12 protein-coding genes and 1 tRNA gene are annotated in these 15,531 nt (G+C 46.5%); 4 read left to right on the top strand and 9 right to left on the bottom strand.

Annotated elements, in window-relative coordinates:
• Positions 1-4 precede the first annotated feature (4 nt).
• A complete protein-coding gene (locus WJQ40_RS08755; RefSeq protein ID WP_337539381.1) occupies positions 5-1,192 on the top strand; it encodes a ribose-phosphate pyrophosphokinase in 1,188 nt (395 codons plus the stop codon).
• Between the two features lie 84 nt (positions 1,193-1,276).
• Here the strand turns inward: WJQ40_RS08755 and WJQ40_RS08750 are convergent, their stop codons facing one another.
• The 7 genes from WJQ40_RS08750 to WJQ40_RS08720 form a co-directional block, all read right to left on the bottom strand.
• A complete protein-coding gene (locus tag WJQ40_RS08750; RefSeq protein WP_337539380.1) occupies positions 1,277-4,603 on the bottom strand; it encodes a DUF6044 family protein in 3,327 nt (1,108 codons plus the stop codon).
• A 3-nt stretch (positions 4,604-4,606) separates the two neighbouring features.
• Positions 4,607-5,551, bottom strand: a complete 945-nt coding sequence (locus WJQ40_RS08745; protein ID WP_337404656.1) for a glycosyltransferase family 2 protein — start codon at positions 5,549-5,551, stop codon at positions 4,607-4,609.
• Positions 5,544-6,296 carry a lysophospholipid acyltransferase family protein gene (locus WJQ40_RS08740; RefSeq protein ID WP_337404654.1) on the bottom strand — a complete coding sequence of 251 codons (753 nt, stop codon included), beginning with the start codon at positions 6,294-6,296 and terminating at the stop codon, positions 5,544-5,546. The genes WJQ40_RS08745 and WJQ40_RS08740 overlap by 8 nt, the downstream gene beginning before the upstream one ends.
• Before the next feature lie 28 nt (positions 6,297-6,324).
• A complete protein-coding gene (locus WJQ40_RS08735) occupies positions 6,325-7,719 on the bottom strand; it encodes a glycoside hydrolase family 9 protein (protein ID WP_337404652.1) in 1,395 nt (464 codons plus the stop codon).
• A gap of 211 nt (positions 7,720-7,930) precedes the next feature.
• Positions 7,931-8,797 (bottom strand): peptidoglycan DD-metalloendopeptidase family protein, encoded by an 867-nt coding sequence (locus WJQ40_RS08730; RefSeq protein WP_262574506.1) that lies wholly within the window; start codon positions 8,795-8,797, stop codon positions 7,931-7,933.
• Between the two features lie 148 nt (positions 8,798-8,945).
• Positions 8,946-11,237: a hydratase gene (locus tag WJQ40_RS08725; RefSeq protein ID WP_337539376.1), complete on the bottom strand. Its 2,292-nt coding sequence runs from the start codon at positions 11,235-11,237 to the stop codon at positions 8,946-8,948.
• Between the two features lie 108 nt (positions 11,238-11,345).
• Complete coding sequence (locus WJQ40_RS08720) at positions 11,346-11,549, bottom strand: hypothetical protein (RefSeq protein ID WP_337539374.1); 204 nt, start codon at positions 11,547-11,549, stop codon at positions 11,346-11,348.
• A 62-nt stretch (positions 11,550-11,611) separates the two neighbouring features.
• Between WJQ40_RS08720 and WJQ40_RS08715 the strand changes: the two genes are divergently transcribed.
• Together WJQ40_RS08715 and WJQ40_RS08710 are read left to right on the top strand one after the other, a co-directional pair.
• Positions 11,612-12,283, top strand: a complete 672-nt coding sequence (locus tag WJQ40_RS08715) for a helix-turn-helix domain-containing protein (RefSeq protein ID WP_337539372.1) — start codon at positions 11,612-11,614, stop codon at positions 12,281-12,283.
• Positions 12,280-13,872, top strand: a complete 1,593-nt coding sequence (locus WJQ40_RS08710; protein ID WP_337539369.1) for a sialate O-acetylesterase — start codon at positions 12,280-12,282, stop codon at positions 13,870-13,872. Before WJQ40_RS08715 ends, WJQ40_RS08710 begins: the two co-directional genes overlap by 4 nt.
• Positions 13,873-13,989: 117 nt before the next feature.
• Here WJQ40_RS08710 and WJQ40_RS08705 read toward each other — a convergent pair whose 3' ends face one another.
• Together WJQ40_RS08705 and WJQ40_RS08700 are read right to left on the bottom strand one after the other, a co-directional pair.
• Positions 13,990-14,121: a hypothetical protein gene (locus tag WJQ40_RS08705; protein WP_337539366.1), complete on the bottom strand. Its 132-nt coding sequence runs from the start codon at positions 14,119-14,121 to the stop codon at positions 13,990-13,992.
• Between the two features lie 94 nt (positions 14,122-14,215).
• Positions 14,216-14,959, bottom strand: coding sequence for an SDR family NAD(P)-dependent oxidoreductase (locus WJQ40_RS08700; RefSeq protein ID WP_337539363.1), 744 nt, complete (start codon positions 14,957-14,959; stop codon positions 14,216-14,218).
• A 251-nt stretch (positions 14,960-15,210) separates the two neighbouring features.
• On the opposite strand from WJQ40_RS08700, the gene WJQ40_RS08695 reads away from it, so the two are divergent.
• A tRNA-Ser gene (locus WJQ40_RS08695) sits at positions 15,211-15,296 on the top strand.
• Positions 15,297-15,531: the final 235 nt, after the last annotated feature.

Below are 15,531 nucleotides of genomic sequence, written 5' to 3'. Positions count from 1 at the left end.
TCCCATGTCACAACGCGAAGAAACAAGAAATCTTGAGACCATACCTGTCGGATCTCTGGGTATTATTCCCCTGGAGGGCTGCAAATCCCTCGGTCAGAAGGTAGATGATTATCTGGTAGAATGGAGGACTGTCCGTGAAAGCGAGCATAAAAACAGCCTTGCCTTTTCAGGTTATCAGCGCGATTCCTACATTCTGAAGGCCAAGGTACCGCGTTTTGGTTCCGGTGAAGCAAAGGGTATGATCCTAGAATCTGTCCGTGGTACAGATCTTTATATTCTCGTTGATGTTGCCAATTACAGCCTGACCTATTCCCTCTGTGGACGCGAAAACCACATGTCCCCGGATGATCACTATCAGGACCTGAAACGTATCATTGCCGCTGTGGGTGGTAAGGCAAGACGGATCACTGTGATCATGCCTTTCCTCTACGAAAGCCGCCAGCACAAGAGAACAACCCGTGAATCCCTTGACTGTGCACTGGCACTGCAGGAGCTGGTTCATATGGGTGTTGATAATATCATCACCTTTGATGCACATGATCCACGTGTGCAGAATGCGATTCCTCTGCATGGTTTCGAAACAGTACAGCCTACCTATCAGTTTATCAAGGGTCTGCTCCGCAACGTGGACGATCTGCAGCTTGACTCCGACCACATGATGGTCATCAGCCCCGATGAGGGTGGTATGGGACGTGCTATTTACATGGCCAACGTACTCGGTCTTGATATGGGTATGTTCTACAAGCGCCGTGATTATACAAGAATTGTTGATGGCAGAAATCCCATCGTTGCCCATGAATTTCTTGGCTCATCTGTAGAAGGCAAGGATATGATCATTATTGATGATATGATCTCATCTGGAGAAAGCGTGATCGAGGTTGCTACTGCCCTGAAAGAGCGACGTGCAAGGAAAGTGTTTATCTGCACTACCTTCGGTCTGTTTACAAATGGCCTGGAGCGCTTTGATAAGGCATATCAGAGCGGTATCATTGACAAAGTCCTGACCACCAACCTGATCTACCAGACACCGGAGCTTCTCTCCAGAGAATGGTATATCAACTGTGATATGAGTAAATACATCGCTTACCTGATCGACACTCTGAACCACGATGCATCTATCAGTGATCTTCTGGATCCTAATGAACGTATCCAAAAGGTTGTCGGCAAATACAAAAGAGGCGAAAGGATCTGATCTTCCTGATCCAATGATCCAATCAAAAGTAAAAGGTGTACCAGAGCAGTTCTCCGGTACACCTTCTTTTTGTTCTGTTCAGTTTTACTGTTCGTAATCCTTCTTAAGTCTGTTATTTACTTCCTTAAGGATTTCTCCGGGAACTCCCTTTTCAAAGATATCCCGTAGTCCCACCTTCTGCACAGCTTCACAGTAAGGTGTTTCAGCAGAAACAGCAGTCAGCTCCAGATATTTATCAACCGCTGCTTCCCTGTCCTCTCCTGCCAGAGCAAAGAGATCAAGACTTGTGAAAGCCGATGTACCATAACCAAGGTAGTAGCAGGGCTGCATAAAAAGATGGGGAATATCTACCCAGGAATACAGCTCCTGGATATCCTGATCATTTACAGCCATTCCATACTCTCTGGTCAGATTACAGTACAGCTTGTTCATCTCTTCTCTTGTCATATCCGGGTTTTCATACACACAGATCTCAAATTCAGCAAGCATACAGGCATTAGCTGTCTGCTCTGCAAGCTGCACCACATCCTGCAGTCGGAACATGTTTCCAGCTTCACCCTGGATCATATCCTGATCGTAATCATAAAAGAGCATTTCCAGTCCTTGGGAATGAATTTCACAAAGATCCATATTATTCACGACAAATAATGGATTACTCTTTTTATGGACTGCGTAGTTGTAGTGCCCAAATTCATGAATAGTCGTCACATAATCCTGACAGGTTCCATATGGTGCATCGAAAATAAAAGCATCTCCGTACCAGGGAAGTTCTATGGTATATCCAGTCTGTGCCTTGCTTTCTCCCGCATCCATATCATAAAGATCATATGCAAGCATATGATCAAAGGCTTCTTCCATCTCCGGATCCAGCTCCCCAATGTATTTCTGCACAGCCGAAAGCCTCTCCGCTGCTGGACTGTCATTCAGCTCCTCCAGTGCGGAATCATCCATTTCATAGTAAAGAGATTCTATTTCGATCAGCCATGGCATGACTTCTTTTTTTACCTGTTTGAACAGGGCTTTAGCGTCTGCCGTGTCATAGTCCCGCAGATACAAGCCCCCATAGGCATACTCAGCATAGTTATCATATTCATACTCTCTGGCAAGCTGATCCCTGACAGATACCAGTTCACAGTAAATTTCCCCGATCACACTGTTTTTCTCCTCATATTCTGCATCATAATCATCCAGCAGTGCTTCATTATATTCCTGCTGCAGGCTGTTTTCCTTCAGGATCAAATCTTTTTCCTGCTCTGTCATTTCTTCATAATCCTGAAGGGAGCTTATTTCACTTTCAGTAAATACCTCAGAAAAAATTTCTTTGTAAGGAGAATTACATATCTGCGCCATAGCTGCATAAACTCTGTCCGTAATATCCACAGCATCCTCATACTGCTGTTCCTGCAGGCTGGCATTCTCTTCATCCCGCACATCCATGTCGTAGCGGATCTGAGACAGGGAATTACAGGTTCTCACCCGGATACAGCCATCCAGAAGACTTTCATACAGAGAAAGAGCTTTCTCTTCCTGAAGAACTACTGTTTCCTGATTTTCTTCCTGTCTGACCGCTTCTTTGGCCAGTTCCTCAAGATGATCCGCAGTTTCATATATGACATCTTTGTCATAGGTCAGATCCCTTTCTGCAAAAGGAACCTCTGACCAGTTATTACTCTGATAGAGAGTCGTTGTCCGGTAAACATACAGTGTATACGGAGATGACTCATCCGTATAGGTTCCGATCAGTGTAAACCCTTCCTCCTCTGCATTGGAAATGCAGATCCGGCTGAACAGATATCTTCCGGAAAGTGCCTTAAAGGCATCCACATCAATGGCAAGACTCTCATCCTCCACGTGATAATCCCTAACCGCCATCACAAGAGAGTTTTCCGTTGGGGAATACAGATATGCTCTGGCTCCCCAGGTGTCGAAATACTCCGCAGATGCCGCATTCTGCGACAGAGCCGGTGCGATCACCTTCCGGAACCTGTCCTTATAGTCCTGGGAATAAAAACCAAGGTAGCCATCCAGGGTGGAAATTCCGTTATATTCAAGAATCGCCGGGTGGAAGCCATAAGCCGCCGACCACTCTCCATTATAACCAATGTCCTCTTTCGCTTTCGCAAAGAGCTCTTCCGAATAAAATTCCCCGTAGCTTAAGTCATTGGATTCCTTTCCTTTCAGGATCTCATATGCCTTCGCTACACAGGTATGATAAAGATCATTATATCTCGTTCCCGAAAATACGATCAGCAGTACTGCTGCCACTGCCAGCAGATCCGTCAGAACGCACAGCCATTTTTTCTTTTCCTGATACAATCTCACAAGAACAACAAGAAATGCAAGATACCAGACAAAGGGGTTAAAGAAGATCGTCCTGTTGAACTGCCAGCCTTTCAGAGGTGGCACTATCTTTTCGATCAGGCTGCGGAAAGGCTCCAGATAGTAAATGCCATATACCACGCTGTTAAACACCAGAAGCACCATCAACAGATTGTAACCGTCATGGAAGATCCCTTTCGTATTTCCTTTCCGGATATAAGACACATTGAGAAACAGGAAATACAGAAGACAGACCGGCATCACCAGATATGTATGTATGCTTTCCGCATGGAACATTCCCTGTCTGAATCCATCGACCATGGTTTTCACGATTTCTCCACCTGTAAAGCTTCCCGCCTCCATGGTAGACCGGATCGTTTCCTCACTTCCAAACAGCATGGTTCCAAACAGCCGATACTCAAACAGGATGTAGCCCGCTGAAAGTACGATAAGGGAAAGGATCATCCGAAACGGAAATTTTCGCTCCCTGATCCACAGAATAACAAAGGCTATCGCCAGATATCCCAGGATAAACAGGCCAAAATAAGAAAAATAGGATAACAGTGGATAAAGAAATAACAGCAGATACCACCCTGCCGACGGACTTCTGTATATTTTCCGCAGGAGATAAACCACCAGAGGAACAGATGCGAAGGGTATACCAAAGGCCGGAAAAACATTCAGGATCCCATAAGCAAACCCAGCAAGAAAGATCACCGGCTTACTTTCTCCATACTGATCCTTAAACAGATCTCTGGCAAGGAGTACCATGGAAAAGGTACCGATCACGATCTTTAGCAAATATCCTGCCACATACGCATAGTAAGATGGCAGGATCATATACAACAGAGAATAAAGTGAAAACTCGGAAGGCAGTACATCCCGGCTGATCCCTCCAAGAAACGGCACTTCTACGCCATGCTTCCAAAAGGCTCCTGTATTCTTCAGCATCTGGAACTGTGCCACGAACAGATCCAGGTTGTCATGCACGGAAATAATACTTCCCTTTCCGAAAATCCCAAACACAAGGGCTGCAAAAACAAGAAAGCCGATGATCAGAACAAGATACCATTTTTCTGCTATTTTTTTCACTCTTTACTTCTCCTCTCTCTGTCTCAGTTCTTTTTCGCAGACGAGAGTATAACGATATTCAAAGTCTCTCCGGTTCTTCTGCGCACTGTTGGATAACATCAGTCCCGCAAAGAAAGACTGGATGGCAGCCAGCATGACAAATCCACACACGATCAGCGTCGGGAACTTCAGTACCAGTCCTGTAGCAAAATATTCTGCCAGTACCGGTATAAAAAACAACACCGAAACTACTGCCAACAGAAGTGCAAACAGACTGAAAAAGCCAAAGGGCTTATAATCCCGGTACAGCCTGAAAATGGTCCCAAGAACCCTAAATCCATCAGCATAGGTATTCAGCTTGGATACACTGCCCTCTGGCCTGTCCCTGTAATCCACGATCACATTATCGATCTGCAGCTGATTATATACAGCATGGATCGTCATTTCTGTTTCGATTTCAAAGCCCTTTGACAGGATTGGGAAAGTCTTGACAAAGCCATAACTGAATGCGCGGAATCCGGTCATAATATCCTTGATATCACACTGAAACAGCCGATTGATACTGGCGCGTACCAGGGAATTTCCCATATTGTGGAAAGGACGCTTATTCTCTGAAAAATAAGTGGAGGAAAGTCTGTCACCGACTACCATATCTGCATTGTGATGTAATACCTTGTCTACCATTTCCGGTGCGAATTCCATGGGATAGGTATCATCCCCGTCCACCATGATATAGCAGCGGGCTTCCACTTCCCGGAACATCCTGCGGATGACATTGCCTTTTCCCTGCATATATTCATGCCGGATCACAGCCCCTGCTTCCCTTGCCAGTTCTACCGTTCTGTCTGTGGAATTATTATCGTATACATAGATCACGGCCTCCGGCAGTGCAGCCCTTGCATCCTTTACCACCTTGGCAATCGTCTTTTCCTCATTATAACAGGGAATCAATACTGCTATCTTATCCATATCCGTTCTCCTTTGCTTCTTCCTTCAGACGGAAATAATTTTCCATGATCAGATCTCTGCTGTATGCGCCAACCCTTTTCTGGGTTTCCCTTGGCAGATCCTTAATGTAGAAGGGCTTGCCGTACTCTACGATCACCGTGGTTTTCCTGATCCACGGGATATGATCTTCAAAAATAGCAGCGGAATTATAGATTGCCATAGGCACTACAGCACAGCCGCTCTTACTTGCCACCTTGAAGCTCCCTTCATGGAATTCCATAAACGTGTCATTGACCCGGTTTCTGGTTCCTTCCGGGAAAATACAGATGGATATGCCTGCTTTTACCTTGTCAATGGCAGTCAGTATTGTCTTCAGTCCCTGCTTCACATCCTGTCTGTCCAGGAACAGACAATGCAGATTCTTCATCCAGTTTACCAGAAGCGGCCATCTCAGCATTTCCTTCTTGGCGATATATCCTGTCAGATCTGGAACTCTTGAATATGTGATAACAATATCAAAATAGCTCCTGTGGTTTCCTACATACAGAACCGGTTCATTCTTTGGTACATTTTCCTCACCTTTTATAACAACCTTGGTACCGGCAAGAAACAGGATCATCTTAAATGCCCACTGCACGATGCGCAGGGAGCTGATATCCTTCGCCCTCTGATTAAATTTACCGATCACCCACTCGATCAGCAGCAGCGGTATGCCAAGCACCAGAAAAAGTACCAGAAATACTGCAACCAAAATCAAACGTATCATATTTTATCCTCTCTTTTCTGTCACATCTTCAGCTTCCGGAAACAATACCAGCCAGCATAAATACCAGCATACTGTCTTCTTTGAACTGATTGATCACACAGGGAGCTTCCTCTGTGTCATCGCTGATATAATCAATCCCCCTCTCATTTCTGCCTAAGAGATAATGGAGCTGGTTTTCTATCATCAGCTTATACTCGTAATTGGAAATCACGTGATTGACCACTGTCAGATATGCTGCCTGCGTCAGGATCCTGCTGCTGTCACCCTCTGCTTCTGTCGAAGTCATATACAAGGATCCCCTGACTTCCTCAGAAATTTCTTCAGCCTGATCCATCAGCATCGTCATGATCTTTTCACACAGTACCATACTTACCGCCTGTTTCGTAGATATATATGTAACACAGCCTGAAAGCTGCACCATATCCCCTGCCAGCGTCAGATCTCCATCTGAAAGATATTCTACCAGATATTTCTGATAGGATATCTGCCCTGCCGCCCGGTAAATCTCTGCTGCAGCTGCAAACCGCCAGATTTTTTCTTCCCGGTCATCTGCTTCCTCACATAAAACTGCATGCTTAAATGCCCGGTCCGCTGCTTTCAGACAAGTCATGGCATATTCCTTGTCATAATTCTGATACAGATATCCGAACTTTGCCATCGTCATGGCAAAAGCAAATTCTGCCTTTGCACAGGCCGGTTCCATATAACTGCCCTTGTCATAGGCTGTAACACCCGCATATACTGCACCGGTCTGTTTATCCTGCATTTTAAGGAACCACCCTGTTTCATAACGGATCTCATCCAGAATATCCGGGATCTGATTTCCACTTTCCGGTAATCCTTCCTGGTCGGTATATTCCTGTGGATACAGCTCATAGGACATCATCAGCACAGCCATAGCCCCGGAAGCACCGGTAATATTTTTTTCACCATTTTCATTCTGATGCCATCCGCCGGAGGCATCCATACTTACAGAATCATTTCCCCGGAGCACACTCTTACCGGTATGACAGGCATTATGTGCCTTATCCCCCGCATACTCACTGCCAAGGGTCATACCGCACCGGTTATAATAATACTGTTTACAGGCCTCCTGAAAAAGGGAATCATACACCGTATCCGATATGGAAAAAGAATAGGATTTCCCAAGGATTGGTGCTTCTATGTAATAGGTGCCCGGAGCAGCAAAATCAGAAAAGTCACCGTATGCCTCCTTTTCTTCTCCCTCTTCCTTTCGGATCTCCGGATACCCCTGATAAACAATCTGTTCTGTTTTCTTATCTACCACATAAAATTCCTGCGGCAGATCCTTTCCTTTAAAAATAACAGTTTTATTCTCCTCTGGCAGATAGCCGAGCCGGTCAACTAGGATCCCCGGCATGCTTACCGGCACCTCATAAGAAAGCTGTGGTTCCTGTTCCATACTGTCAGCCTCAGGTATATTTTCCTGGCCATTCTGCCGGTTTTCCTTTATACTGCCGCATCCCGTAAGGACAATCAGGCAAAGGAAAACCCAAATTACCGAATGCCTTCGCAAGATTCTTCCTCCCAAATGGTATATCTCTATTGATTATACCTGTTTTTAACAGTCGGGTAAAGATATTTTCGTTTTCCGGTTCCTAGCCGTGGGTTCCCTAGCTGAGTCTGGTCATGGGATTGACAGGATTACCATCCTTTGTCAGCTTGAAATATACATTGGTTCCCTCAATACTGTAGTATTTCGTCGGAGCTGCCACACTGGCGATCATATCTCCCATGGACACATAGCTGCCTTCTGAGACCAGTATTTCCTTAAGCTGTCCGTAGGTGATCTCATATCCATTACCAAGATCCATAGTAACCGCCTGCCCGATCTGCGGATCCTCAAATACACTTGTCACTTTACCCGCTGCCGCTGCCGTGATCATGTCTCCCTCATTTGCAGCGATTACAATAGCCGGGTTATATTTGTACTGATCCAGTGTCGGGAAATACACGGTCTTGTCCATACTGTAATTGATCAGCACGTTTCCTACGACCGGCCAGACAAGAGTATCCGTATCTCCAAAGGAAAGAGTCGGCTGCATGGCCGTGGAGATTGCTGGTGCATCTGTTTCCTGAGCTTTCGTGCCTGTTCCTTCCTTTTCTGCCGCATCTTCAGGCAGCTTTTCTCCTGCTGCCACATCCTCTGCCGGTGATGCTGACATACTCTCACTTACAGACCCATCCGGATTCTCCACGTTCTGCGACCCTGTTTCCTGAAAATATGGATCATAATCAAGGTCGTCTCCCGTCACCTCCTGTTCCTGCACATGCTGGATCGCCCTGATCTCATCCCCAGTATCATTTGCCGCTCCGTTTTCCATTTCACTTAAGTCCACAACATATCCACGGTCCTGCGTGGAAGTACTGTCCTTCATCCACAAGCCTGTGGCTGTTAATACCCCAAGCACCGTAACAGCACAGACTGCCATGGCGATCCGTTCCTTCAGCAGACCTTTTCTTCTTATTTTCCTTTTCATTTTCTATCTCTCCATTCCTTTTCCATCCGGTTGATGAAATTCATTGTTCTATGGATAGTTTTACCCGATACTTCCTGTTTATTCATGAAGAGATACTAAAAAAGACAGTATTCTGAATCGTTTTCAAAATACTGTCCTTTATACTGACTCATTTAACGCGGTTATAATTGATCAGGCAGCCATCCAGAATGATCTGCCGTTCTTCATCTGTAAGATCTCCAAGCCTCACAGTAAATGCTTTCATACTGCCGCTCTTTACCGTATAGCCTGTGATCTCCTCTGCCTTCTCCTTTACAGCACTGCGGATGCCGGGGAAGAACAGGAAATCCTTATTGGTAAATGGCAGCTCTCCTTCAGGGATCAGGAAAGGAAGCATACCCCAATTGATCAGGTTGGAACGATATCTCTTTGTCGCATATTCATTGGCGATATTTGCCCAGCCGCCAAGCACCTTCTGGCAGGAGGCCGCCTGCTCTCTGGCAGAACCATCACCTGGCTTTACTGCAAAGATAGTAGAACCAAATCCTGTGTTGGTATGATTTACTTCTGCAAACTGCTCTTTGATCGTTCCCATGACTTCTTTCAGGTACGGGAATGCCTGACAGGGATGTCCTCCCTGTACTCTTTCCTTCTCTGCCTTCTGGATCTCCTTGGCAAGTCCCACATAAGCAGGATCCTTTCTGGAAAGGGTAAACTCTGCAAGTCCAAGAGGATTGGAACGATAGGATGAGGTTTCTCCGGAAGGAATCAGCTCATCTGTGGTGGTTACCGGGTCATGGATCTCGGAAACAACCTGAAGCACCAGGTTCTCCGGGAGTGCCTCCATTGCAGGCCAGTCCTTGATATTGGGTCCAAAATGGATCTCCACTGAAGGATCTGCCACGCCTTGGGAGTCGAAGACTCTGTTCTTATAAATATTGGCATCAAAATGATATTTGTATTTACCGATCGTGCCATCAAACTCTGTTGCCGGTGTCAGAACACCTTTATTTGCCGCTGTTGCGGCAATGGAACGTGCATCCATCAGTGCTACGGAAGCAATCTGTCCACTCTGCAGCTTGGAGCCTTCTCTGTTCGGGAAGTTTCTTGTGGAATGACGGATACTGAACGCATTGTTTGCCGGTGTATCTCCTGCGCCAAAGCAGGGGCCGCAGAATGCCGTCTTCAAAACAGCTCCTGTCTCAAGCAGTGTCGCTGCACAGCCATTTTTGATCAGCTCCATATAGACTGGCATGGAAGCCGGGTATACGCTTAAGGTAAATTCATCAGATCCGATGTAGCTGCCTTTCATAATATCCGCCGCCGCACAGATATTCTCAAATCCACCACCGGCACAGCCTGCAATGATTCCCTGATCTACCATGAACCTGCCATTTCTTACCTTATCCTTCAGGGTATACGGTACAGCACCGCCCAAAGAAACGGCTGCCTTTTTCTCTACATCATTTAAAATATCCATCAGATTGGCATTCAGTTCTGCAATCGTATAGGTATTGCTCGGATGGAACGGCATGGCAATCATGGGCTCAATGGTTCCCAGATCGATCGTGATCATACCATCATAATATGCCACATCTGCAGGATTTAATTCCTTATATTCTTCACTTCTGCCATGGATCTCGTAGAACTCCTTAATGGTCTCATCCGTCTTCCAGATAGATGACAGGCATGTCGTTTCTGTCGTCATGACATCAATGCCGATCCTGAAATCTGCACTTAAGGAAGCCACACCGGGACCTACAAATTCCATGACCTTATTCTTTACATAACCACTGGCAAATACTTCACCAATGATAGCAAGTGCCACGTCCTGCGGACCTACACCCTTCTTCGGCTCTCCGGTCAGATACACACCAACGATACCCGGCATGTTAATGTCATAGGTCTGTGACAAAAGCTGCTTTACCAGCTCCGGTCCGCCTTCTCCCATGGCCATGGTTCCAAGAGCACCATATCTTGTATGGGAATCACTTCCCAGGATCATCTTGCCGCCGCCAGCCAGCATTTCTCTCGCAAACTGATGGATGACTGCCTGATGAGGAGGTACATAGACACCGCCATACTTCTTTGCGCAGGTCAGTCCAAACATATGATCATCTTCATTGATCGTACCACCCACCGCACAAAGAGAATTATGACAGTTGGTCAGTACATAGGGAATCGGGAATTTCGTAAGGCCTGAAGCCCTCGCTGTCTGAATAATTCCCACAAACGTAATATCATGGGATGTCAGCTTGTCAAATTTAATCCTAAGCTTGTCCATATTTCCGGAAGTATTATGCTCCTCCAGAATCCCATAAGCGATCGTACCCTTTCTGGCACTTTCTTTTGAAATCTCTCTGCCGGTCTTTGCTTTCAGCACTACGCCTGCCTGCTCATCATCCGGAATGATCTCCACTCCATTTACAAGATAAGCACCACTGCCCAATACCTGAACCATATGTATCTGTTGCCTCCTTTGATTGCTGTTTATCAGTAATCAGTATAAAATAAAATATTCTCCTTTGCAATCTTTCCTTGCGGGCAATTCAGAGGCAGCATCCCCTTTTTATGCTTTTTTGTGATCGTAAGGGAAAATAGTCTGTATGGTCCCGTCTTCGTTATAATGAAGCTCTGTATATTTCACGCAGCGTCTGTGATTGATTCCACCGGAAAGCTCACAGTCGTGATAAAAAAGATACCATTTTCCACGGAACTCCACAACCGAATGGTGCGTTGTCCAACCGATCACAGGCTCTAAATTCAATAGCAATTATTATGTTCTAAAAAGAGCGAAAATGAGCTACTATAGAAGCAGGAAAGGAGCTACTTATTATGATAGAATCTTTAAACGGTATTTTTGAAACCATTAATTATAAGCAGCGCACCTCTATCAAGCTTTATGATAATGATGAATACGAAGACTATCCGGCGCACTGGCACACGAACCCGGAAATCATCATGCCAACAGAAAACATCTATACCGTAGAGTGTTATAATCAGATCATCACCCTGCGGGAGGGCGATATCGTCCTGATCTGCCCAGGCTGCATCCACACACTGTATGCTCCGGAAAAGGGACGGCGTATTATCTTTCAGGCTGACATTAATCCTTTACGCTTTATGAAGGAAATCGAAACCCTGGTGACCATCATATCTCCGCTGATCGTCATCACACCGGAAGATTTCCCTTCGATTTATGACAAGGTGAAATCTCTCCTTCTGAAGATCAAGAATGAATATCTTAGCAGCTTCAGCAAATTTTACTTTTCCAGACTGTTTAAGCAGTTTACAAACGTATCCTTCTATAAATATGTAAACCAGAAGCGCATTGAAAAAGCCGCCGAAATGCTCACCGAGCCCAATATTTCCATTACTAACGTTGCCCTGAGCTGCGGCTTTGAATCACTTTCTTCCTTCATCCGCATGTTCAAGATCGTTAAAGGGCTGTACCCCTACAGAATTCCGGAATATGTACCAATATTGCTAAGGAGGTTCCATACATGAACAGACATTCCATTACACTTCCCACTTTTTTTAAGAGCGGCATGATCTTCCAGCGGGACAAGGAGATCCATATTTATGGTGATGCTGCACCCCTTGCTGCTGTTGCTGCTGATTTTTACAGTGCTGACAGCTCCGCTTCCGGACGCCTTCATCCCATTCTCTCCGGGAAGGCCCACGCAGATACCAGCGGACACTTTCTGCTCACACTGCCGCCTCTTCCTGCCAGTAAGAGCCTTTCTCTCCAAATCTATGTAGAAAACACAGGGGAACCGCCCATTCTTCTGACGGATATTTCCTTTGGTGATATCTGGATTGCCGCCGGTCAGTCCAATATGGAATTTTTTCTGAAATACGACAAGGATTTTGAGGCGGTCAGCAGGCTTCCCCGCAATCCCGAAATCCATATGTTCAATATGCCCCAGCAGGCCTTCTGCGGACACAACAGCCATAACAGAAGCGGCTATGGCTACTGGTTCCGTGATGATGATAGTGCCGTCAATACCTTTTCTGCTCCTGCCTACAGCTTCGCCAGGGAGATCCAGGAGGCTGCAGGTATCCCCATCGGTATCATTGGCTGCAACTGGGGCGGTTCCAGCGCAAGTGCCTGGGTTCCGGAGGAGGTTCTGCAAAAGCCGCCCCTTGACACCTACCTGAAAGCCTATGAGGACGCTGTCAGAGACACCTGCAGTGATGCCATAAGAGAGGTTTCCCTTGCAGGATGGACATTTGAAGATTCCCTCCAGCATTCCATTGCCTTTGAACCCCTTCTGTATGGAATGAGCCGGACTGAGCAGCTCACCTATATGAAGGAGCATGAAACAGATCCTGTCATTCCCATGGGACCCTATAACTTTAACCGGCCCTGCGGACTGTATGAACAGATGCTGTCTGCCCTGATCCCCTTCTCCATCAAGGGGGTTCTCTGGTATCAGGGCGAATCAGATGCCGGGGAACTGGCTCCCATGTATGATAAGCTGCTTTCCGGACTGATTCGGGCATGGCGCAGCAACTGGCAGGATAACTTCCCCTTCCTGCTGGTTCAGCTTGCTCCCTTTGGTGAATGGCTCTCCTGCGACAGCAAGGGCTACGCTATAGTACGTGAAAAGCAGGAACTGACAGCGAGCACTCTTCCCGATGTATTTCTTACCGGCATCATGGATCTTGGCTCCTATTATGACATTCATCCTAAGGAAAAAATGGAGATAGGAAGAAGACTTGCCCTGCTTGCAAGGGGACATGTTTATGGCGAACCCATCCTGTGTGATTCCCCAAAGGCTGTTTCCGCCTCTCTTACTGAGGAAGGAACCATTCTGGTTTCCTTTGCCCATGCAGAGGGACTGAATCCCGGAAAGGGCAGCTCCGATTTTCTCCTGCATACAGAGGGTAAGGATCCGCAGAGTGTTCCGCCTGCCGCAGTAAAAATCAGCGGGACAGAGGTTATCCTCACGCCTCCCGACACCCTTTCTCTCACGGATGGTTCATGCAGTGTTTCACTTGGATACCGTGACTATGCTGAAATCCATCTTCAGAATGCTGCCGGACTGACAGCCCTTCCCTTCCAGCTTCCGGTTCAAAGGAGGTTCTTATGAAAAACAGACACTGAACCCTTTTCTTCCCTCCTGGGAATACATTCCTGACGGTGCAACCGCCGGCTTCAAATATTTTGACTGCAGGAACGTCACCCGGATCGATATCCGTCCCAGAGGCTACATGGATGGCTGCTTTGAAGTACGCATCTCCCCGGACGGGGAACTGCTCACCTCCGTTCCGGTCACAGAATGTAACACATGGGAAACCTTCTCTGCTCCCTGCAGGATACCGGATGGCATCCATGCCATTTATATCACCCACAACGGCGGGCGGGTTCCAACACTTGGAGGCTTTCTCCTCCATGGAGATATGAGCTGATCAAGCGGCTGCTCCTGTCACAGATCAGCCCATCGCTGCACCATCCACGGACAGAATCTCACCTGTCACATAGGCTGCCAGATCACTGGCAAGGAACAGAAATGCATTGGCTACGTCCTCCGGCTCGCCAACCCTTCTTAAGGGAATCCGGTCAACCAGCGGTTTTATTATTTCCTCCGGAAGGCTGGCAACCATATCCGTTCTTGTCACCCCCGGTGCCACCGCATTTACCCTGATCTGGTAAGGACCAAGCTCCCTTGCCAGAGAAATGGTAAGCCCGTTCACTGCAAATTTGCTGGCCGGATAAGCAACTCCTGACGGCTGGCCAAACTTACTGACCATAGAACTGGTATTCAGAATACAGCCGCCTCCCTGCTCCTTCATGATCTTTACCACAGGCTGTACCGCATGGAAGATCGCATTTACATTCAGGCTGATCACCTCATCAAAGTGAGCCGGGTCACAATCTATGGTAGGTACTCTGTCAGAAATACCGGCATTGTTTACCAGAATATCAATTCTTCTGTATTTCTGATGAATCCTTTCTATCTCTGCCCTTACTGCTTCCGGATCCTTCAGATCTGGCCATGCACCTTCTACCGGCCAGTCTGGGTTTTCTTCCTTCAGCTTCTGCAGTGCTTTTTCCACGGTTTCCTTTCTCGATCCGAAAAGGATCACCTGTGCCCCGTTTTCCAGGTACTTCTTCACAACCGCATAACCAATCCCTCTGGTTCCCCCTGTTACAACTGCTACTTTACCCTTAAGCATAAAAATACCTCCCTTCTTCTATTTCTATCATATAAAATTTCAGCCAGAATAACAACAAAATAGCTTTACACTTTCTTGTCGGTTATGCTGTGGGAATGTGCATATAATAGAAATAAAGAGGAGGTGGTAATATGTTTGCGTGGATTGTCTATATCTGGGAAAAGCTGCGGTCACTCTGGAAATTCTGATGGCTGTGAAGTGAATTTATTTCATTGACTTCATTTCTGTAACTCAGTATAATAAAAAAAGTTGGAGACGTATCGAAGCGGTCATAACGGGGCGCACTCGAAATGCGTTAGCCCTCCGGGGCACGAGGGTTCGAATCCCTCCGTCTCCGCTTAGGGATTGTCGCCGGCAAATATTTGCCAATGCAACAATCCCTTTATTTTTAAAGCAGTTCTATACTTTCGTAATTTGTTATCCACTCCTTGATACCAGCCAAATAACGAAAAAGCCGCAGACGTATGGATGTGACAAATAGATTTCAGAACGAATTGTATACATATGGTAATAATAAGATGTCGGGGTCAAAAGCCCCCGACTTTGATGCCTACGGATTGTTCCGTGCTACG

The sequence above is a fragment of the Suilimivivens sp. genome (genome assembly GCF_037359455.1).
In the GTDB taxonomy this organism is placed as follows: Bacteria; Bacillota; Clostridia; order Lachnospirales; family Lachnospiraceae; genus Suilimivivens; species Suilimivivens aceti.
This window is presented reverse-complemented; position numbering and strand designations above follow the sequence as displayed.

What these genes read in the sequence shown, in the direction of transcription:
- WJQ40_RS08755 (WP_337539381.1), top strand. Translation starts at nt 5, where the DNA reads ATGTCACAACGCGAAGAAACAAGAAATCTTGAGACCATACCTGTCGGA.
- WJQ40_RS08745 (WP_337404656.1), bottom strand. Translation starts at nt 5,551, where the DNA reads ATGGATAAGATAGCAGTATTGATTCCCTGTTATAATGAGGAAAAGACG.
- WJQ40_RS08740 (WP_337404654.1), bottom strand. Translation starts at nt 6,296, where the DNA reads ATGATACGTTTGATTTTGGTTGCAGTATTTCTGGTACTTTTTCTGGTG.
- WJQ40_RS08735 (WP_337404652.1), bottom strand. Translation starts at nt 7,719, where the DNA reads ATGGAACAGGAACCACAGCTTTCTTATGAGGTGCCGGTAAGCATGCCG.
- WJQ40_RS08730 (WP_262574506.1), bottom strand. Translation starts at nt 8,797, where the DNA reads ATGAAAAGGAAAATAAGAAGAAAAGGTCTGCTGAAGGAACGGATCGCC.
- WJQ40_RS08725 (WP_337539376.1), bottom strand. Translation starts at nt 11,237, where the DNA reads ATGGTTCAGGTATTGGGCAGTGGTGCTTATCTTGTAAATGGAGTGGAG.
- WJQ40_RS08715 (WP_337539372.1), top strand. Translation starts at nt 11,612, where the DNA reads ATGATAGAATCTTTAAACGGTATTTTTGAAACCATTAATTATAAGCAG.
- WJQ40_RS08710 (WP_337539369.1), top strand. Translation starts at nt 12,280, where the DNA reads ATGAACAGACATTCCATTACACTTCCCACTTTTTTTAAGAGCGGCATG.
- WJQ40_RS08705 (WP_337539366.1), bottom strand. Translation starts at nt 14,121, where the DNA reads ATGGCATGGATGCCATCCGGTATCCTGCAGGGAGCAGAGAAGGTTTCC.
- WJQ40_RS08700 (WP_337539363.1), bottom strand. Translation starts at nt 14,959, where the DNA reads ATGCTTAAGGGTAAAGTAGCAGTTGTAACAGGGGGAACCAGAGGGATT.